Source organism: Sphingobium sp. SYK-6 (assembly GCF_000283515.1).
GTDB classification, from domain to species: domain Bacteria; phylum Pseudomonadota; class Alphaproteobacteria; order Sphingomonadales; family Sphingomonadaceae; genus Sphingobium; species Sphingobium lignivorans.
On record NC_015976.1, the window covers coordinates 4,064,625 to 4,083,439 of the forward strand.

Annotated in this window: 23 protein-coding genes; 12 read left to right on the forward strand and 11 right to left on the reverse strand. The window is 65.0% G+C overall.

Features of this window, described 5'->3' with window-relative positions:
- Positions 1 to 59: 59 nt before the first annotated feature.
- From SLG_RS18695 to SLG_RS18715, 5 genes are all read right to left on the reverse strand, one after another.
- Complete coding sequence (locus tag SLG_RS18695) at positions 60 to 2,471, reverse strand: ligase-associated DNA damage response DEXH box helicase (RefSeq protein WP_014078089.1); 2,412 nt, start codon at positions 2,469 to 2,471, stop codon at positions 60 to 62.
- 31 nt (positions 2,472 to 2,502) lie between these two features.
- Entirely contained in the window at positions 2,503 to 2,700 is a 198-nt protein-coding gene (locus SLG_RS18700; RefSeq protein WP_014078090.1) for a hypothetical protein, read from the reverse strand.
- A gap of 230 nt (positions 2,701 to 2,930) precedes the next feature.
- Complete coding sequence (gene pgmG, locus SLG_RS18705; protein ID WP_014078091.1) at positions 2,931 to 4,313, reverse strand: phosphoglucomutase/phosphomannomutase PgmG; 1,383 nt, start codon at positions 4,311 to 4,313, stop codon at positions 2,931 to 2,933.
- Positions 4,314 to 4,380: 67 nt separating this feature from the next.
- Positions 4,381 to 4,791 (reverse strand): molecular chaperone DnaJ, encoded by a 411-nt coding sequence (locus SLG_RS18710; RefSeq protein WP_014078092.1) that lies wholly within the window; start codon positions 4,789 to 4,791, stop codon positions 4,381 to 4,383.
- 3 nt (positions 4,792 to 4,794) lie between these two features.
- Positions 4,795 to 5,595: a division plane positioning ATPase MipZ gene (locus SLG_RS18715; protein ID WP_014078093.1), complete on the reverse strand. Its 801-nt coding sequence runs from the start codon at positions 5,593 to 5,595 to the stop codon at positions 4,795 to 4,797.
- A gap of 109 nt (positions 5,596 to 5,704) precedes the next feature.
- Here SLG_RS18715 and panC point away from each other — a divergent pair, with 109 nt between their 5' ends.
- On the forward strand, positions 5,705 to 6,547 hold the full coding sequence (gene panC, locus SLG_RS18720) for a pantoate--beta-alanine ligase (RefSeq protein WP_014078094.1): 843 nt from the start codon (positions 5,705 to 5,707) through the stop codon (positions 6,545 to 6,547).
- A 121-nt stretch (positions 6,548 to 6,668) separates the two neighbouring features.
- Positions 6,669 to 6,968: a sel1 repeat family protein gene (locus SLG_RS18725; RefSeq protein ID WP_014078095.1), complete on the forward strand. Its 300-nt coding sequence runs from the start codon at positions 6,669 to 6,671 to the stop codon at positions 6,966 to 6,968.
- A gap of 45 nt (positions 6,969 to 7,013) precedes the next feature.
- On the opposite strand, the gene SLG_RS18730 is transcribed toward SLG_RS18725, so the two are convergent.
- From SLG_RS18730 to SLG_RS18745, 4 genes are all read right to left on the reverse strand, one after another.
- Complete coding sequence (locus tag SLG_RS18730; protein WP_014078096.1) at positions 7,014 to 8,159, reverse strand: GNAT family N-acetyltransferase; 1,146 nt, start codon at positions 8,157 to 8,159, stop codon at positions 7,014 to 7,016.
- 68 nt (positions 8,160 to 8,227) lie between these two features.
- Positions 8,228 to 8,692: a RidA family protein gene (locus SLG_RS18735; RefSeq protein ID WP_014078097.1), complete on the reverse strand. Its 465-nt coding sequence runs from the start codon at positions 8,690 to 8,692 to the stop codon at positions 8,228 to 8,230.
- A 33-nt stretch (positions 8,693 to 8,725) separates the two neighbouring features.
- Complete coding sequence (locus SLG_RS18740; RefSeq protein WP_014078098.1) at positions 8,726 to 9,367, reverse strand: hypothetical protein; 642 nt, start codon at positions 9,365 to 9,367, stop codon at positions 8,726 to 8,728.
- Positions 9,364 to 9,636 carry a DUF3572 family protein gene (locus SLG_RS18745; protein ID WP_014078099.1) on the reverse strand — a complete coding sequence of 91 codons (273 nt, stop codon included), beginning with the start codon at positions 9,634 to 9,636 and terminating at the stop codon, positions 9,364 to 9,366. Before SLG_RS18745 ends, SLG_RS18740 begins: the two co-directional genes overlap by 4 nt.
- Positions 9,637 to 9,705: 69 nt before the next feature.
- Here SLG_RS18745 and SLG_RS18750 point away from each other — a divergent pair, with 69 nt between their 5' ends.
- The gene (locus SLG_RS18750) at positions 9,706 to 10,089 is read left to right on the forward strand and encodes a response regulator (RefSeq protein ID WP_014078100.1); all 384 of its coding nucleotides are present in this window, start codon (positions 9,706 to 9,708) and stop codon (positions 10,087 to 10,089) included.
- 108 nt (positions 10,090 to 10,197) lie between these two features.
- On the opposite strand, the gene rpmG is transcribed toward SLG_RS18750, so the two are convergent.
- Positions 10,198 to 10,365 (reverse strand): 50S ribosomal protein L33, encoded by a 168-nt coding sequence (rpmG, locus tag SLG_RS18755; protein WP_014078101.1) that lies wholly within the window; start codon positions 10,363 to 10,365, stop codon positions 10,198 to 10,200.
- Positions 10,366 to 10,645: 280 nt separating this feature from the next.
- On the opposite strand from rpmG, the gene SLG_RS18760 reads away from it, so the two are divergent.
- The 3 genes from SLG_RS18760 (at position 10,646) to SLG_RS18770 (ending at position 12,187) form a co-directional block, all read left to right on the forward strand.
- The gene (locus SLG_RS18760) at positions 10,646 to 10,969 is read left to right on the forward strand and encodes a hypothetical protein (protein ID WP_014078102.1); all 324 of its coding nucleotides are present in this window, start codon (positions 10,646 to 10,648) and stop codon (positions 10,967 to 10,969) included.
- Between the two features lie 14 nt (positions 10,970 to 10,983).
- Positions 10,984 to 11,565 carry a hypothetical protein gene (locus tag SLG_RS18765; RefSeq protein ID WP_014078103.1) on the forward strand — a complete coding sequence of 194 codons (582 nt, stop codon included), beginning with the start codon at positions 10,984 to 10,986 and terminating at the stop codon, positions 11,563 to 11,565.
- 130 nt (positions 11,566 to 11,695) lie between these two features.
- A complete protein-coding gene (locus tag SLG_RS18770; protein WP_041393733.1) occupies positions 11,696 to 12,187 on the forward strand; it encodes a Dps family protein in 492 nt (163 codons plus the stop codon).
- A 78-nt stretch (positions 12,188 to 12,265) separates the two neighbouring features.
- Here the strand turns inward: SLG_RS18770 and SLG_RS22395 are convergent, their stop codons facing one another.
- Positions 12,266 to 13,066, reverse strand: a complete 801-nt coding sequence (locus SLG_RS22395; protein WP_014078105.1) for a cold-shock protein — start codon at positions 13,064 to 13,066, stop codon at positions 12,266 to 12,268.
- Positions 13,067 to 13,339: 273 nt separating this feature from the next.
- Between SLG_RS22395 and SLG_RS18780 the strand changes: the two genes are divergently transcribed.
- From SLG_RS18780 to SLG_RS21105, 6 genes are all read left to right on the forward strand, one after another.
- Positions 13,340 to 13,957 (forward strand): ribonuclease D, encoded by a 618-nt coding sequence (locus tag SLG_RS18780; RefSeq protein ID WP_014078106.1) that lies wholly within the window; start codon positions 13,340 to 13,342, stop codon positions 13,955 to 13,957.
- Positions 13,950 to 14,639, forward strand: coding sequence for an LPS export ABC transporter periplasmic protein LptC (gene lptC / locus SLG_RS18785; RefSeq protein WP_014078107.1), 690 nt, complete (start codon positions 13,950 to 13,952; stop codon positions 14,637 to 14,639). Before SLG_RS18780 ends, lptC begins: the two co-directional genes overlap by 8 nt.
- Positions 14,639 to 15,187 (forward strand): LptA/OstA family protein, encoded by a 549-nt coding sequence (locus SLG_RS18790; RefSeq protein ID WP_014078108.1) that lies wholly within the window; start codon positions 14,639 to 14,641, stop codon positions 15,185 to 15,187. Before lptC ends, SLG_RS18790 begins: the two co-directional genes overlap by 1 nt.
- 151 nt (positions 15,188 to 15,338) lie before the next feature.
- A complete protein-coding gene (gene lptB / locus SLG_RS18795; RefSeq protein WP_014078109.1) occupies positions 15,339 to 16,115 on the forward strand; it encodes an LPS export ABC transporter ATP-binding protein in 777 nt (258 codons plus the stop codon).
- A gap of 44 nt (positions 16,116 to 16,159) precedes the next feature.
- On the forward strand, positions 16,160 to 17,668 hold the full coding sequence (rpoN, locus tag SLG_RS18800) for an RNA polymerase factor sigma-54 (RefSeq protein ID WP_014078110.1): 1,509 nt from the start codon (positions 16,160 to 16,162) through the stop codon (positions 17,666 to 17,668).
- Positions 17,669 to 17,819: 151 nt separating this feature from the next.
- Positions 17,820 to 18,762, forward strand: a protein-coding gene (locus SLG_RS21105) for an IS630 family transposase (protein WP_014077526.1) whose coding sequence is annotated in 2 segments (ribosomal slippage) — positions 17,820 to 18,155 and positions 18,157 to 18,762 — 942 coding nt in all. Because the reading frame shifts where the segments join, the coding sequence is not laid out codon by codon here.
- Positions 18,763 to 18,815: the final 53 nt, after the last annotated feature.

An 18,815-nucleotide genomic window follows, 5' to 3' on the forward strand; every position in this document is an offset into this window, starting at 1 on the left:
CCTTGGAGCGGCAGATTATCATGTCGCGGGCGCAGGCCAAAGCATCCCGTGCACTCTGCTCAGTCGGGCGTCATGGCGATCCGCGCAAGGGCTTCGGCCTCGATCAGCAGGGCCTCGTCCGTGGCGCGCCCGGCCACCTGCTCGCGGCCGATCATCACCAGCACGGGCACGGCGAGCGGGCTCACCCGGTCAAGGGACACATGCAGCAGCGTCCCGGCGGCACGATCGATCAGCTCGCCCAATCGCCCCACATCCGTCATCCGGGCACGGGCATCGGCCCAGGCGGCCCTCAGCAGCAGGTGGTCGGGCTCGTAGCGGCGCAATACATCGTAGATGAGATCGGTCGAAAAGCTGACTTGCCGCCCCGTCTTCCGCGCGCCGGGCTGCTGCCGCTCGATCAACCCGGAAATGACCGCCACGTCGCGGAAGGCCCGCTTGAGCAGGCTGCTGTCCTCGACCCATTCGACGAACTCATGGTCGAGGATATCCGCCGAGAAGAGAGGCGTGGGGTCCTTGACCGGTTCCAGCGCGTAGACCGCAAGCGCATAATCGTTGGAAACGAAACCGACGGGCTTCAACCCACGCTCTTCCATCCGGCGCGTGAGCAACATGCCGAGCGACTGGTGCGCGTTCCATCCCTCGAAGCTGTACACCACCATGTGATGCAGCCCCTCATGCGGGAAGGTCTCGACCAGCAGCTGGTCCGGCCGGGGCAGCACCGAGCGTATCGCCTGCATCGCGAGCCATTCGTGCACATCCTGCGGGAAGCGATGCCATTGCGCGGGATCGGCGAGGAACTGGCGGACCCGCCCCGCGAGATGAGTGGACATGGCCATGCGCGTGCCGCCCCAGCTCGGAATCCGCGCGGACTTCGCGGAGGCCCGAACGAGCAACTCCGCTTCGGTCTGCCGGACGACTTCGAGCGACATGCCCGAGAAGAAGAAACTGTCGCCGGGCGCCAGCGTCGCGGCGAACATCTCCTCCACCGTGCCCAGCTTGCGCCCGTTGGCGAAGCGAATGGCCACGGCGGGCTGATCGACGATGATGCCCGCATTGAGGCGGTGCATTTGCGCAAAGCGGGGATGGGCCAGCCGCCACCGCCCGTCGCGCTCATGCACCAGCCGCTGGAAACGGTCATAAGCGCGCAGGGCATAGCCGCCGGTGGAAACGAAACGCAGCATGTCATCGAGCTGCGCGCGCGTCATGTCGGCATAAGGCGTGGCGCTCGTGACTTCGGCGAGCAGCGCATCCGGTTCGATGGGCCCCGCGCAGGCCAGCGCCATGATATGTTGCGCCAGCACATCGCGTGCGCCGGGGCGGAAACGCTCGGCATCGCGCTCGCCCGCCATCACCGCGTCCCATGCCGCCTGCGCCTCGAGATACTCGAATCGGTTGCCCGGGATGATGATGGCCTTGCTGGGCTCGTCCATGCGATGGTTGGCGCGGCCGATCCGCTGAAGCAGGCGCGAGGATCCCTTGGGCGCGCCCATCTGGATCACGCAGTCTATGTCCCCCCAGTCGATGCCGAGATCGAGGCTGGCCGTGGCGACGAGGCCGCGCAGTTTGCCGGCCGCCATGGCCGCCTCCACCTTGCGCCGCGCTTCGCGGGAGAGGCTGCCATGATGGATGCCGATGGGCAGATTCGCATCGTTTCCAGCCCATAGTTCCTGAAAGATGAGCTCGGCCAGCCCGCGCGTATTGCAGAAGACAAGCGTCATGCGATGCGCCGCGATGATGTCGATCACCTGGCGGGCGGCATATTTGCCGCTGTGGCCGGACCAGGGGACCCGGTCCTCGGGAACGAGGATGGAGAGATCGGGCGGCGCGCCGGGCTCGCTCTCGACCAGCGCCACGCGATCCGCCTCTCCTGCCGGCGCGAGCCAGCGACGATAAGCGTCGGGCTCCGCAACCGTAGCCGACAGGCCTACGCGCCGGAGTTCCGGTCGCATGGCCTGCAGTCGGCTCAACGAGAGGCTGAGCAGGTCACCGCGCTTGTCCGCCGCGAAGGCATGGATCTCGTCGATGATGACGGTTTCGAGGTCCGCGAACAAAATGGCCGAATCGGGGTAGGACAGCAGCAGGGACAGCGACTCGGGCGTCGTCAGCAGCATCTGCGGCGGGCGCACCCGCTGGCGCGCCTTGCGTTCGGACGGCGTGTCGCCGGTGCGGGTTTCCACGCGGATCGGCAGCCCCATCTCCTCGATGGGCGTGAGCAGATTTCGCTGCACGTCGACTGCCAGCGCCTTGAGCGGCGAGATGTAGAGGCTGTGTAATCCGTCCCGGGGCCGGGACACCAGATCGGCGAGGCTGGGCAGGAACCCTGCGAGTGTCTTGCCTGCGCCGGTCGGCGCGACCAGCAGCGCGTGCCGTCCCAAGGCCGCGGCTTCGAGCATTGCAAGCTGGTGAGCGCGCGGCGCCCAGCCGCGCGCCGCGAACCAGTCGGTAATGGGTGCGGGAAGCGCGATGTCCATCCCTATAAGGTGGACATCGTTTCAGGCGGGCTCAAGCCTCCGTCGTGGTTCGATGATCCCGTCGCTTGTCTTCCTGATCGAGCTGATCGCGCAGGCGCTTGGCCGCCCGATCGCTGTGGGCGACATCGCCCGGTCCGGTTTCCCTCCGGTTGCGCCAGATCGCGTAGGCCAGCGTGAGCGCAAGTAGGATGGGGCCGGCTACCGTGATGAGCAGCCAGAACGAGTCCATGGGAATCTCCTGTCGTGGTCCATGGGAAAAACGCAGGGATCGCCAGGGGGTTGCACGAAGCGCCGACGAAAAAAAAGGCCGCCCCGAAGGACGGCCTTGGAAGTTTTAGGAGAGGATGCCTGAAAGGCCCGATCCGTATGCGTTACATACTAATTTGATGCAATTGCGAAATGACGCGCATCGAGTGCAGAAACTGCAATTGCGATCATTATCAAGACATCTGCTAGAGTTCAGTGTCCCGCCTGAGCGCCCCTTTGCAGGCCAGAAAGCGCCAGTTGTTCGTCGATCTGGGCCATCAGCCTGTCCAGCCCCGCCTCGTCCCGAGCCTCGGCCCGGGCCACAAGAACATCCTGCGTGTTGGACGCGCGCAGCAGCCACCAGCCGTCCGGCGTGTTGACGCGGGCCCCATCCGTGGCGTCGACCTGCGCACCCGATTCGCGCAGCCGGGCAAGCACTTCGTCGATCACGGCGAACTTGCGGCTCTCATCCACCTGAAAGCGCAATTCCGGTGTATTGACCATGGGCGGCATTTCGCCCCGCAGCTCCGTCACGGACTTGCCCAGATCGCTTGCCGCGCGAATCAGGCGGACGGCTGCGTAAAGCGCATCGTCAAAACCGTAATATTCGTGCTTGAAGAAGATGTGGCCGCTCATTTCGCCGGCGAGAGGGCTCCCGGTCTCGCGCATCTTCGATTTGATGAGGCTGTGCCCGGTCTTCCACATGAGCGGTGTGCCGCCAAGCTGCGCGACCCGGTCAAACAGGGCCTGGCTGGCCTTGACGTCGGCAATGATGGTCGCGCCGGGCACCGCCCTCAGCACCGGCTCGGCGAAGATCGCCAAAAGCTGGTCGCCCCAGATGATGCGGCCCTCGCCATCGATCGCGCCGATCCGGTCTCCGTCCCCATCGAAGGCGACTCCGAAATCAAGCGCCTTCTCCGCCACCAGGGTGCGCAGATCGGTGAGGTTCTTTTCCTCAGTGGGGTCGGGATGGTGGTTGGGGAACGTGCCGTCCACCTCGGTGAAGAGGGTGTAATGCTCGCCGGGCAACAGGCGGACGAGCTTTTCGACAATCGGGCCCGCCGCGCCATTGCCGGCGTCCCACCCGATCCGAAAGGCCTTGCCCTCGAAGCCTTCCACCAGCCGTGCGGCATAGCGGTCCGCGATCTCGACGGTCTCGCTCCCGGCCGAGCCGTCTACCCAGTCGCCGCTGGCGGCCATCGTCCCAAGCGACTGGATGTCCGGTCCGAAGAAGGGCCCATGGTGCAGGACCATCTTGAAGCCATTATAGTTGGCGGGATTGTGGCTGCCCGTGATCTGGATGCCGCCGTCGACGTCCAGCACGGCTTCCGCATAATAGAGCATGGGCGTGGGCCCGAGCCCGATGCGCAGCACATGGATGCCGCTTTCGTTGAGGCCACGCACCAGCGCTTCTTCCAGAGCGGGCGAGGACAAGCGGCCGTCATACCCGACGGCCACCCGGCTGCCGCCAGCCCGTGCCACGCGCGTCCCGAACCCGCGACCGATGGCGTATGCGTCCCCCTCGCCCAGCGTTTCCCCTATGATTCCACGGATATCATATTCGCGCAGCGTGGTCGGGTGGAACTGATGCGGCATGAAGTCTCCTGCGTCTCTGAAGGATGGATCGGGTTCGGTTGCGACCGGTCTTATTTTAGTATCATGGCTATTTGAGTAAAAGGTCGCGCGCCGCGTTGAGACGGGCGGCAAGTCCGGCGGAACCACCGGCATCGGGATGGTTGCGCGCGATCAGCCGGCGATGCGCGGCAATGATCGCATCGCGATCGGCATCGGGCGTCACGCCGAGGAGTTCGGCTGCTTCCGCCCGGCTGAGATCGGCCCGGCTCGTCGGCATGGGCGCGGGCGATGTCCGGCCTGTCAGCATGCCGCCGTAGCGCAGCCACAGCCCCGCACCGGTGGTCACCAGCGCGCCGACCACGGGCATGCCCTTCGCGACCAGCACGGCGCCGATGAGCGTGCCCGCAATGCCGAGCCAGGCCGCGGGGATCTGCTTGCGCCTTTTGCCCAGCCACAGCCAGAGGCCGAGCCCGGCAAGCGCGGCGAGCAGCAGCAGCATCGTTCAGGCGGCGGTTTGGGCCGGGTGCCCGCTGTTGAGCATGGGCAGCGCCAGCCCCGCGATCATTTCCCGCAATTCCTGCCGCGCCGCCACATGGCTGACGCCCAGTTCGCCCAGATGACCGCGATCGAGCAACGTCAGGCCCGAGGGAAAAAGCTCGCGGAAGATCACGCGTTCGGACAGGCCCGGGATCACGCGGAACCCCACGCGCCGCGCGAGTTCGGTCAGGGCGTCGCCCACGCGCTTCTGGTTGCGGGCTTCCATATGGTGCAGGCGATTGCGCAGGACGACCCAGTCGATCGAGGAGCCATCGGCCTTGGCGCGTGTCTTGCGCGTTTCCCACATCAGCTCGGAATAGAAGCTGAGGCGCTTCACCTTGAAATTCTCCGGATCCACCTGCCCGATGAGGTCGAAATCGACGAAGCTGTCATTCATCGGCGTCACCAGCGTGTTCGCCGCCGTCGCGGCGTAGCGGGCGAGCGGATCGTCACGGCCGGGCGTGTCGATCACCACGACGCGGGCGTTCGTGGCCGCGCTGGCGATCATCTCGTTCAGCCCCGCGGTGCTGTCGCCGTCATAGACGTGCCAGGACGGCGAGGGCAGTTCGGCAGCGCGGCGCTGGGCCGTTTCCGCGCGATTCTCCAGATAGCGTGCCGAGGTACGCTGCCGGTGATCGAGATCGATGACAGCGACGGAAATGCCCTGCGCCGCCAGCGCGACGGCGGCATGAACGCACGTGGTGGATTTTCCGGTCCCGCCCTTTTCATTGGCAAAGACGATGAGGTGCGGCGCTGCGCTGGTCATGGATCCCGTCGAAACTCTTCGTGATGGTCGCGGCCCCTTGACCGCCCGGGCCGGACAGGCGAAGCCAGCGACCGACCTTGTGACCGGCCTTATCGGAGCCTCGAGCGGCGTGCAAATCTTCCGTGACATTCCCTCGCTTCGCACCGGCGTGGCTGCCTTGCGTGCGAGCGGCGGCGGCATCGCCATGGTGCCGACCATGGGCGCGCTGCATGATGGGCACATGGCGCTTGTGGCCGAGGCGCAGGCGCGGGCGGCGCATGTGGTCGTGTCGATTTTCGTCAATCCCACCCAGTTCGGGCCCAATGAGGACCTTGCCGCCTATCCGCGCCGCGAGGAGACAGATGCGGCCATGCTGAAAGCGGCCGGCGTGGCTGCCCTGTGGGCGCCTGACGTGGACGTCATGTATCCGCAGGGCTTCGCCAGCAGCATTCATGTGGCCGGCCTGTCGGAAGGGCTGGACGGGCACTGGCGCCCCGGCCATTTCGACGGTGTGGCCACCGTGGTCGCGAAACTCCTGGGCCAGGTGCGACCGGACGTCGCCTGTTTTGGCGAAAAGGATTATCAGCAGCTCGCCATCATCCGCCGCATGGTCCGCGATCTCGATCTGGGCGTGAGGATCGTCGGCGTGCCGACGCAGCGCGATGTGGACGGGCTCGCCCTCTCCTCCCGCAACGCCTATCTCGGGCCGGAAGAGCGCGCCCGCGCCATCGCCTTGCCCGAGACTCTGGTCGTCGCCGGCGAGGCGATTCAGACCGGAGAGGACGTGCCGGCGATTCTCGCCTGGGCGACGCAATTCCTCCTCGATTCCGGCTTCGACTCGGTCGATTACTTCGCTCTTTGCGATGCGGAGACTCTCGAACCTGTCACCCGGCTGTATCGACCGGCCCGTCTCCTCGCCGCCGCGAGAATCGGCGGGACGCGGCTGATCGACAATATCGCCATTAACCTCTGAAACGCCCGGATCATCGGCGAAGAGACCGCGAGCACGGCTCACGCCTCACCGCGGCGTTAACCATTTCTCAAGCCGCCCATGATTGTTTCATCCCCATAGCGAAGTGAAGCTGGGGATTATCATGGCGAGCAGCATGGAGAGTGCCCGTTTTCTGATCGACAGCCGCATGCGGGAAGCGGCCTATGGTGATGCGCAGGCCCGTTTCGACCTGGGTGTTGCGTTCAGTTGCGGTACCGGTGGCGTCGACGTCAATCTCGTCGAAGCACATAAATGGTTCAATCTCGCAGCCCTTGCCGGCAGCGAGGAAGGGCAGGCGTGCCGCGCGGAGATCGCCGATGAAATGACCGCGCGCGAAATCGCCGAGGCCCAGCGCCAGGCCCGCGCCTGGCTGATGCAGACGGCACCCCGCTGCGCTGCATGAGCTGATCTGCGGCGCACGGCACGCAGCCCAACGCTCAAACAAGGTTCAGCGCTCGGGCTCGCTCCTGCGGAAAGGCGTGCGCTCTTCGAGCAGGGGCATGTCGCCGCTCAGCATCATGGCCTCGCGCTCCACATAATCCGCCACGGCCCTGCGAAAGCCGGGGTCCGGTATATAATGCGCCGACCATGTCGCGACGGGCCGGTAGCCGCGCGAAAGCTTGTGCTCCCCCTGCGCCCCGGCCTCCACGCGACTGAGGCCGCGCGCGATGGCCGCCTCGATCGCCTGATAGTAACAGAGCTCGAAATGCAGGAACGGCACGTCCTGCGTGCAGCCCCAATAGCGACCATAGAGCGTGTCCGAGCCGATGAGGTTGAGCGCGCCCGCGATCGGCACGCCATCGCGCAGCGCGAACATCAGGAGCACTTTCTGCGCCATCCGCTCGCCCAGCAGCGAGAAGAAGCGCCGGGTCAGATAGGGATGCCCCCATTTCCGGCTTCCGGTATCCTGATAGAAGCGCCAGAAATCGTCCCAATGCCGTTCCTGCAGGTCGCTGCCTGTCAGGTGGACGATCTCCAGCCCGGCCTGCGCCTTCGCACGCTCCTTGCGCATGTCCTTGCGATGCCGGCTGGAGAGGACGGCGAGGAAATCCTCGAAACTGCCATAGCCCTCATTGGTCCAGTGGAACTGCGTGCCTTGCCGGATAAGCCAGCCAGCCGAGCGGAACAGCTCCCGCTGGTCTTCGGTGATGAATGTCGCATGGGCCGAGGAAAGGCCGTTCTGGTCGATCACGGCCTCGATCCCGGCGATCAGCGCCGCGCCCCCCTCCCCGTCCCGGAGCAGCAGGCGAGGACCGGGCACGGGGGAGAAAGGCGAGGCGATCTGCAGCTTGGGATAATAATGTCCGCCCGCGCGCTCCCATGCATCCGCCCACCCGTGATCGAACACATACTCGCCCTGGCTGTGACTCTTGAGATAGGCCGGCGCGGCCGCGAGCAGTCCGCCCGCCTCATCATAGACGCCCAGCGGCGCCGGCGACCAGCCAGTGCCCGGACCAACACTGCCCGATTCCTCGAGGATGGCCAGAAAGTCATGGGAGACGAACGGATTGTCGCCCCCCGCGCACGCATCCCAAGCGTGGCCATCGATCGCAGCGACCGAATCATGCAGGTGGATCGTCGCGCCGTCCGTCATTCAGGAAAGGCGACCATCAAGCGGCTCGGCCGCCGGATAAGGGGATAGGAAAGAGGCGCCGCCTGGCATCAGGTCCGGATGGCGACGACGGCATCGATCTCGACCGAGGCGTCGAGCGGCAGCACGGGCACGCTGACCGCGCTGCGCGCATGCCGCCCTGCCTCGCCGAAAATCCGCACCATCATTTCGGAGCAGCCATTGGCGACCTTGGGTTGATCGGTAAAATCAGCGGTGCTCGCCACGAAGGCGCCGAGCTTGACGATCCGCTCCACGCGGTCGAGATCGCCGAGCGCCGCTTTCATCTGCGCCACCAGCATGAGCGCGCACCGTTCGGCGGCCTGCTGGCCCCATGCCAGATCGCGCTCGGCACCGAGCTTGCCGGTCATGAGCGCGCCATCGGCGGCAAAGGGCAATTGCCCGCTGATATGAAGCAGATTGCCCACCTGTACCGTCGGCACATAGGCGGCGACGGGGGCGGCGGGCTGCGGAAGGACGATGCCTTCTGCGGCGAGGCGGGTTTCGATGCTGCTCATGGACCTGAGCCTCAGCATGAGAGGGCGAGCGCGTCAAGTATGACGCAGATCTTCCGCGATGGCCTCGAACTCTTCGAGCCGCGCATTGATCCAGCGTTCCGCTTCGTTCCAGTCGTCGATCCGTGCGTGCGCTTCATGGGCCACATCCACATGCGGCGCCATTTCCGGCTCACCCACGAAATGCAGTCGCCAGCATTGGGGCGCATCCTGCGCCACGGACGCGTGGTTGTTCGCAAGATCGTCGATGAAGAGCGTGAGTGGTGCGCCGGTCTCTTCGATCAGCTTCGCGACAGCGGGCCCCTTCCCGCCGCGGTTGCCGATCACCCGGTAGGGCAGGCCGTGCCGATGGATCTGGTCCGCCCGCGCGGTCGCCAGCTCTTCCCCGATGTTCGTGACGATGACGATGTCGGCACGCTGCGCGAGCCGCGCCATGGTCGCGACGGCACCCGATATCGGCGTCTGGCGATGCATCTCCGTCTGGAAGAAGTCGTTCAGCAAGGTCCATATCCGCGCCCGCTCCACGGGATCGCCACTGTCCTTGTGACGCAGGGCCCGTTCGAAGCCTTCGGAGAAGCTGAAATGGATGCCGTGCAGTTCATCAAGCCAGGCGCGAAACGGCACGACCATGTGCATGAGCACTTCGTCGCAATCGCTGATGATGAGTGGCCGGCTCATCGGCCGATCCGCGCGCGGGCCGCCACCAGCGCGGCGGGCTCGACGGCGAGGTCCCGGGCGCAGGCGATGAGGTCCGGCTCATGGCTTATGACGAAATCCATGAGCGCGCCGAGCAGCGCGGAGTCGGCGAGCCCCGCCCGCAGTGAAGCGGGATCGAGCCCCGTCAGGGCCAGCATCCTGTCGGCACGAACCGAATCAGCCACAACCCACCCGATAAGGCGCAGCGCCATGCTTTCGTCCGCTTCGCTGATCGGATATTCGCTGTTCATCCGGTTAGACCTTGCGTTTCGGCAATCCTGTCGAGAAAACAGCATCGTCCATCGGCTCTGGGAGCAGCCGTGTCAAAACGTGTGTTGGTTGTCGAGGACAATGAGCTCAATCTGAAGCTCTTCTGCGATCTGCTCAAGGCGCATGGGCACGAGACGCATGCGGTGCGCGACGGGCGGGACGCATTCGCGGACGCCACGGCTTTCCAGCCGCATCTCATCATCACGGATATCCAGTTGCCGCATGTCACAGGGCTGGATCTCATCGCATCGCTGCGAGTCGATGCCAATCTCGCCACCGTGCCGATCATGGCCGTCACCGCTTATGCGGGTGTTGGCGACGAGGAGCGAATCCGGGCCGCCGGAGCGAGCGCTTATGTTTCGAAACCGATTTCGGTGATGCGCTTCATGGAAGTGGTGAACAGCCTGCTCGAGCAGCCGTCCGTCAGCATATGAACCGGGCCGGCCGTGACGGCCCGCACATACGCAAAAACCCGGGCGTTGCCACCCGGGCCAGCGATTCGTCCCGAACGGCGCGCCTTTAACGGTGCGCCGGGTCCGCCGTCACTTGATCTTGGCTTCCTTGAACTCGACGTGCTTGCGCACCACCGGGTCATATTTGCGGAAGGTCAGCTTCTCGGTCTGATTGCGGGGATTCTTCTTGGTCACATAGAAAAAGCCCGTGTCAGCCGAGCTGACCAGACGGATCTTCACTGTGGCGGGCTTCGCCATGGCCGGTTTCCTCAACAAAAATGCACTTGTTCGCCGAAGCGGTGAAGAAGCGCTCAAACTCGTGAAATATGGACGCTGCCTTGCCTGCAACGTCCGGTTCGGCGGCGGCCAATGCGGGAATCGCGCAACTTTGTCAAGCTTTGCTGGGGTTCCGGCGCGTCGTCTTCGTCTGCAACATGGGCCCTGCACCGCGGCAAGACAAACGCCGTCTTAACCCTGGATGTGGAATATGGCCATGGCGGCGGGCGAGGCCTGACCGCCGCTCGCCGCTGTGGGAGGAATGACGGTGCATCAGGACGCGACCTTGTTCGTGCGGGCCCAAATGCTGGGGCGCATCGAAACCTTGCAAGAGACATGTGCCACACTGTCCCTCGCGGCCCTGTGCACACAGCTGGATGAGGTTCGCTCCCTCGCCCGCCGGAATGACTATCACGCGGTCGAGGGGCTCGCGAGCATGCTCGAGTCGGTGATCGCCTATAACGGCCACCGGCAGATCGCGCTCAATTACCTCGCCCTGATGCGGGAGGCGGCCGAAGGCGAGACCATGGGGCCGGACTCCGCCCGGGTCTATCTTGCGGCTGCCGCGCTCCAGGGCTGTCGCTGACGAGATACTGAACGATGGACGCGCTGCTGCTGGCCCTGCTGATCGGGCTGCTGCTGGATCAGGGCGACCGATCCCAGAGGCTGGCGCGCAAGGTCGGGCCTGACGGAGCCGCTCTCGTCATCCTGATCGTGATGGCTGGCGCGGCGGTCTCGGCCGGGCTCGGCACGCTGATGGCGCGCCTGCTGCCCGGGGCTGCGGGCATTCTCTTTTTCTCTTTCACCCTGATTGCGGGCGGCCTCGGCCTGCTGGCCACGGGACGCAAGGCGACGCATGCAAAGGAAGCGCGCGCGACGGAAACCCACGCGATGGGGCAGCGCGTGACCGCGAAGCGCACACGACTCTATGTCGCCCTGCTGGCGAACCGACTCGCGGGACGCACCGCCTTCCTGCTCGTCGGCATTGCGGCGATGACCGGCAATGGCTGGGCCACCGCCATCGGCGGCGTGCTCGGCGGCCTCGCTGGCCTGCTCCCGCCGCTGTTCGCCGGCCGCGCCTATGAAGCAGCCTTCGCCCGCACGCGAATCATGCCCCTGCCGGGCGGCGCGCTCGTCATCGGCGGGCTGGGTTGCGCGCTCTGGTCGCTGGGGTTGCTCTGAATCAAAGATCGAGCCAGTCGATCGGTCTATCCATATGTATCCGTTCGCCAACGGCCTTGGGCCGTGCCATATCGGAGGCGGTCGCGGGAAGATCGCGACGGAGTGAGATTTTGTACCGATGGAGATCAAGATGACGGACAGTGCGCTCAAGACACCGACGGATCTCAAGGGAAATGCGGTCAAGGCGGTTGCCCATGCGCTTAACGGGCTGCTGGCGGATTATTACGCGCTTTACCTCAAGACCAAGAATTTTCACTGGCATGTGTCGGGCCCGCATTTTCGCGATTACCACCTGATGTTCGACGAGCAGGCTGCTGAAGTGCTGGCAACCACGGACCTGATCGCGGAGCGCGTCCGGAAGACGGGCAACACCGCCCTTCGCTCGATCGGCGATGTCGCGCGCCGCCAGTCGCTCAGCGATAACGAAGCCGAATTCGTCAGCCCCGCCGATATGCTTGCCGAGCTGCGGCAGGACAATCTGTCGCTGGTCGAGTCGCTGCGGGCCGCCAAGGAACTGGCCGGCGCCGCGAGCGACAACGCCACGGACGGCGCCATCGACGACTGGACCGATCAGGCCGAGCAGCGCGCCTGGTTCCTGTTCGAGGCCAGCCGCAACGTCTGACCTGCCCGCGTCACGCAAAAAAAGAGCCGGGAGCAAATTGCTTCCGGCTCTTTTCATATTGTTAGGTGCCGCTGGCCGTCAGTCGGTCTTGGGCTCCAGGTTGACGGCCGCGTATTTGCCGCGCCGATCCACCTCAAGCTCGAAGTCCAGGCGATCGCCTTCCTGAAGGGAAGCGAGCCCGGCCCGTTCCACCGCGCTGATGTGCACGAATGCGTCAGGCTGGCCATCGTCGCGCTGAATGAAGCCGAAGCCCTTCATCGCATTGAAGAACTTCACCGTGCCGCTCGCGCGCTCGCCGGTGAGCTGGCGCACCGGGGTGCGTTCCTGACGTTCTTCCCGCTCGGGCACAGGCAGAGCCTCGCCCTCGATCTGCAGTTCGGTAGCCGAGATCTTGCCGCCGCGGTCCACGAGCGTGAACTTGAGCTGCTGGCCTTCGGCAAGTCCGGTCAGACCGGCCTGCTCCACGGCACTGATATGAACGAACACGTCTTCGCCGCCATCGTCACGGACGATGAAGCCGAAACCCTTCTGGCCATTGAAGAATTTGACCGTGCCGGAGCCTTCGCCCACGACCTGGGCCGGCATTCCGCCACGACCGCCACCGCCGCCGCCGCCGCCGCGAAAACCGCCGCCGCCGCCACCGCCGCCACGGAAACCGCCGCCGCCGCCGCCGCCGCGATCACCGAAGCCGCCACCACCGCCGCCGCCGCCGAAACCGCCACGATCACCAAAGCCGCCTCTATCGCCGCCGAAACCGCCTCTGTCGTTCCGGGAGCCGCCGTATCCGCCGCCGAAATCGGAATATCCTTCGAACTGCGGTTCTCCGAAACCATCCCGCTTGTCCCTGCCGCGCCCGCGGCGTCCTCTGTCAAAACTCATGCCCTGTTAATCACTTTCGCGCGTCCCTTCTACGGTCATCACCCGTGCCGGACGACAAGCACGGAGACTCGGCCGAAGCCCAAACTCAGCCAAGTTTCGCTATAGCGGTATTTATCCACAAGGGCGAATGATTTTGGCGCGTTTCGTCGTGACGAAATGTTTCGTCGTCCGAATCTGGCAACCATGGCGTGTATTTCAAGCGCCTGACGCTACCCCGATCACTTTCTTCCAGGGAGGTTTCCCTGCGGCCGACATGCGGCTAAGGATGCCCTCATGACCGTATATCTGCATGAAGAAGACCTGCCCGCAGACGTTCTGGCCGAAGGGGCAGTGGCGATCGACACGGAAACCATGGGCCTCATCACGCCGCGCGACCGATTGTGCCTGGTCCAGATCAGCGATGGCCGGGGGGACGAGCATCTCGTGCGTTTCGCGCCGCACAGCAATTTCGCCGCGCCGAATCTGCGCGCCATCATCGCCGATCCGAATCGGCTCAAGCTCTTCCATTTCGGGCGCTTCGACATCGCCGCGCTCCAGCATTATCTCGGTGTGCTCGCCGCGCCCGTCTACTGCACCAAGATCGCCTCGCGGCTCACCCGGACATACACCGATCGCCATGGCCTCAAGGAGCTGGTGCGCGAGCTGCTGGGTTTCGACATCAGCAAGCAGCAGCAGAGCTCGGACTGGGGAAGCCCGCAACTGAGCGACGCCCAGCGGGATTATGCCGCCTCCGACGTGCGCTATCTTCATCTGCTCAAGGCCGAACTCGATCAGCGGCTCGCGCGCGAAGGGCGGACGGCACTGGCCCAGGCCTGCTTCGACTTCCTGCCCCATCGGGCGCTGCTCGATCTTGCCGGATGGCCGGAGACAGACATTTTCGCCCATGCGTGACCGCCGCGGCCATATACTGACCGGCGAAGAGATGGCCTTGTCCGCCGAGGCCACGGCCCAGCGGACGAAGCGGCAGCATTGGGCCACGCCCGGCGGCAGCCATGACAGGATGATCACGCTGCTCAAGCGCGTGCTGCCGGTGGTCGTCGCGGTCCTGGCCATCTTCCTGTTCACGGCCCCCTTCACGCATGAGAACGAAGTCAGCTTCGTCCTCGACAAGAATCGCGTGGACATGGCGACGGAACGGCTGAAGGTCGTGGAAGCGCTTTATCGCGGCGAGGATGCCAGCGGCCGGCCCTTTTCCCTGCGCGCCGGCTCGGCGTTGCAGCGCAGCTCGCGCGATCCGGTCGTCGAGCTGAACGAACTGGAAGCCCGGCTGCAGATGGAGAAAGGCGGCGCTGTCGTGACTGCCCGGCAGGGCAATTACAACATGGACAAGGAAACCGTCTCGGTAATCGGGCCGATCCAGTTCCAGAGCGCCAACGGCTATCGGCTCACCACCCGGGACGTGGACATCCAGTTGCAGCAGCGCAGTCTGCGCAGTCGGGGCAGCGTCGAGGGGCGCATTCCCACCGGGACATTCCGGGCCGACCATCTGAGTGCCGATCTTGAGGCCCGGACCGTGACTCTGGAAGGCAACGCTCGCTTGCGCATGGAACAATTTGGACGCAAGGGGCAGTGATGTTGCGCAACCCGTTGACCCTCTTTTCCATGGCGACCGGATGTGTGGTCCTGATGGCCATGATGCCGGACGGCCGCGCCGACGCGCAGGTGCTGCGCGGGCACGATACGACCGCCCCCGTCGACTTCTCCGCTGACCGCATCGAGGTTCAGGATCGTGCGGACAGGGTCGTCGTCACTGGCAATGTGCAGGTGACGCAGGCCGGGTTGACCCTCACCGCTCAGCGGCTCACCGTCGCCTATCATGACAATAATGGTGTCGAGATCGATCGCCTGGACGCCTCGGGTGGCGTCGTGGTGACGCGCGGCAACGAGCGGGCGAGCGGGTCGGTCGCGATTTACGATCTCAACCGGAAGCTGATCACGATGATCGGCAATGTGCAGCTCAATCAGGGTGGCAACCGCCTGACCGGATCGAGACTCGTGATCGACCTCAATACGGGCCGCTCAACCGTCGACGGCTCCGCCACCGGCGCGCCCGGCACGAGCACGTCGCCCGGCGGCCGGGTATCGGGAACGTTCAAGGTGCGCCAGCAGCCGGGGCAGTGAACGCGCGAATAAATCCGGCGCGGCCCCCTTGCGTTCTGCCGCGGCCATGCAAATTTCCGGCCACATGGAGATTGCGGGGAAAGTCGCAACATGCCAGCACTGAGGTGAATGGCCAGCGGCGGTCGGCAACCTGTCATGAAGAGGACCAAGCATGAGTGACGTGGCTGCTCCCCTCAAGCCGAACGGAGCGGAATCGGAAGCCGGCGAACATCGCCTTCAGGTCATTTCGATCGCAAAAAGCTATGACAAGCGCACCGTGCTCGCCGATGTCAGCCTTGAGGTCGGCCATGGGGAAGTGGTCGGGCTGCTCGGCCCGAACGGCGCCGGCAAGACGACATGCTTCTATTCCATCATGGGGCTGGTGAAGCCGGACAGCGGGCGGATCATCCTTGAGGGTGTCGATATCACTGGCCTGCCGATGTACCGCCGGGCCATTCTTGGTCTGGGTTATCTCCCCCAGGAGACCTCGATCTTCCGGGGCATGACGGTCGAGCAGAACATTCTGAGCGTCCTCGAGCTGGCCGAGCCGGATGCGGCCGCGCGGCGCGAGAAGCTCGAAACGCTGCTGGACGAATTCGGCCTTGCCCGGCTTCGCTCCAGCTCCGCGATGGCCTTGTCCGGCGGCGAGCGCAGGCGCTGCGAAATTGCCCGTGCCCTCGCGGCCAATCCCTCCATCGTGCTGCTCGACGAGCCGTTCGCGGGCATCGACCCCTTGTCGATTGCCGACATCAGGGACCTGGTGAAGGACCTCAAGGTCAGGGGCATCGGCGTTCTGATCACGGACCACAATGTGCGGGAGACGCTGGAAATCGTCGACCGGGCCTGCATCATCTATGACGGGAAAGTGCTGTTCGCCGGCAGTCCCGAAGAGCTGGTGTCCAACGCGGACGTGCGGCGCCTCTATCTTGGCGAGAGTTTCTCGCTGTGAGGCGCCCCTCGCCTCGCGGGATCCGCTGAGGAGATCGCCCGGGCATGACCTTGGCGCCTCGCCTCGATCTTCGGCAGAGCCAGTCGCTGGTCATGACGCCGCAGCTCCAGCAGGCGATCAAGCTGCTGGCGCTGTCCAACCTGGAGCTGGAAGCCTTCATCGGGGCTGAGCTGGAACGCAATCCCCTGCTGGAAGCGGGGGACATCGACAGCCGCCCCGCGCGGGAGGAAGTTGAGCGGCCCGACGGCGCCGAGCCTCTGTCCGGACCCGAAGCCGGAGCCGACACGCTGATGGGCCGGGGCGCGGGCGAAGCCGATTCCCCGCTGGATGTCGATTATGCCTCGGAAACCTTCATCGACGATGGCCCCGGCGACTTGCCATCCCCGCAGGCCGGCTCCGGCGCGGACGCGGGCGGCATGGGCTCGGCCTCCTGGAACGAGGATGCGCCGGACTTCGACAGCTTCGCGGCGGCCGATATCGGCCTGCACACGCATCTGACGCAGCAGGCGGAAGCGGCCTTGTCCGGCACATCCCTGCTCATTGCCCACCAGCTCATCGGGCAGATCGACGAATGCGGCTATCTCGAGGCCGATCTTCTCGAGACGGCTTACCGGCTCGGCGTCCCTCTGGCGCAGGTCGAAGAGGTACTCGCGGTCATCCAGGGCTTCGATCCCACCGGCGTCGGCGCGCGCACATTGAGCGAATGCATCGCGCTCCAGGCGCGCGAGGCCGATCGGTACGATCCGGCCATGGCCTGCCTCATCAACAATCTCGATCTGCTCGCCAAGGGCCAGATCGCCCATCTGCGCCGCATCTGCGGCGTGGATGAGGAAGACATGAGCGACATGATCCGCGAGCTGCGGACCTATGATCCCAAGCCGGGGCTGGCCTATGGCGGAGAAAAGCCGCCCGCCGTCACGCCGGACGTGCTGGTGACCGAGCGCGGCAAAGGATGGGCAATCGAGATCAATGGCGCGACGCTGCCACGCCTGCTGGTCAACCGGCGCTATCATGCCCAGCTGGCCGGGGGATCGCGCGACAAGACGACAAAGACCTGGCTTTCGGATTGCCTCGCAAATGCCAACTGGCTGATGAAGGCGCTCGATCAGCGGCAGCGCACGATCCTGCGGGTCACCGAGGAGATCGTCCGGCGCCAGGAAGGCTTCTTCCGGCACGGCGTGACGCATCTGCGCCCCCTGACGCTGAAGGTGATCGCGGATGCCGTCGATCTGCATGAATCGACGATCAGCCGCGTGACGAGCAACAAATATCTCGCCTGCGCGCGGGGCACGTTCGAGCTCAAATATTTCTTCACCAGTGCGGTGGCCTCGGCCGATGGCGGCGAGGCGGCTTCGGCGGAAGCGGTCAAGAGCCACATCCGGGCGCTGATCGCCGAGGAGAAGCCGGACGCAATCCTGAGCGACGACACGCTGGTCGATCTGCTGCGGCAGCGCGGCTTCGAACTCGCACGCCGAACAGTCGCCAAATATCGCGAAGCCATCGGCCTGGGCTCGTCGGTGCAGCGGCGCCGGCAAAAGGCAATGATGCGCTGATCGCTTCAGGCTGCTCGCCCGGCAAAGGGCAGCGGCGCGTGGACCTTTCCGGACATTTTAGAGCGTGATCTTGTTTGATTGAATCGATTGGGGATTCACGCGGGCTGATTTTTCTGATTCAACCTGCTGGCTGGGCAGGAGGCCAGCAGGGATGAGCCGAGCCTATTCGATTGATCTTCGTGAGCGGGTTGTTGCTGCGATGGCGTCGGGCGCTTCCGCCCGAACGGCAGCGGCGCAGTTTGGCGTGAGCGTTGCGAGCGCTGTGCGTTGGTCTCAGCGCCAGCGCCGGACTGGCGGGGTTGTCCCAGGCAAACTGGGCGGGCACCGCAAGCCGGTGTTGCTGCCGGAGCGGGAGTGGCTGCTGGCGCGTGTTGCAGCAGAACCCGATCTGACGCTGCGTGGCTTGCTGGCCGAACTGGCAGACCGCGGGGTGAAGGCGAGTTATGGCGCGCTGTGGTTGTTCCTCGAACGCGAGGGACTGTCGTTCAAAAAAAAGCCTGTTCGCCAGCGAGCAGGATCGTCCCGCCATCGCCCGCCGACGGATGCAGTGGCGCAAGTACCAGAACCGGCTTGATCCATCGCGCCTCGTCTTCATTGACGAGACCTGGGCCAAGACCAACATGACCCGCACCCACGGTCGCGCCTGGCGCGGACAGAGGCTGCACGCGAAAGTGCCGTTCGGTCACTGGCGCACACTGACCTTCCTCGCCGCGCTGCGCCACGACCGGATCGATGCCCCGTGCGTGCTCGACGGACCAATCAACGGCCAACTCTTCCTTGCCTATGTCGAGCAGTTCCTCGTCCCTACGCTTGCCCCGGGCGACATCGTCATCATGGACAACCTCGGCAGCCACAAAGGCCAGGCCGTGCGTGAGGCTATCCGCAGCTGCGGGGCCAAGCTCCTGTTCCTGCCGCCCTACAGCCCTGACCTCAACCCAATCGAGCAGGTCTTCGCCAAGCTCAAGACGCTCTTGCGAAAGGCAAACGAACGATCAGTCGAGGCAACATGGAAGCGCATCGGATCACTGCTCGACGCCTTCTCCCCCACCGAATGCGCAAACTATCTCAGAAATAGTGGCTATGCTTCAACCTAAGATGATCACGCTCTAGGACACATCCTCACGCCGGAGTCATGAGGCCGGAAGAT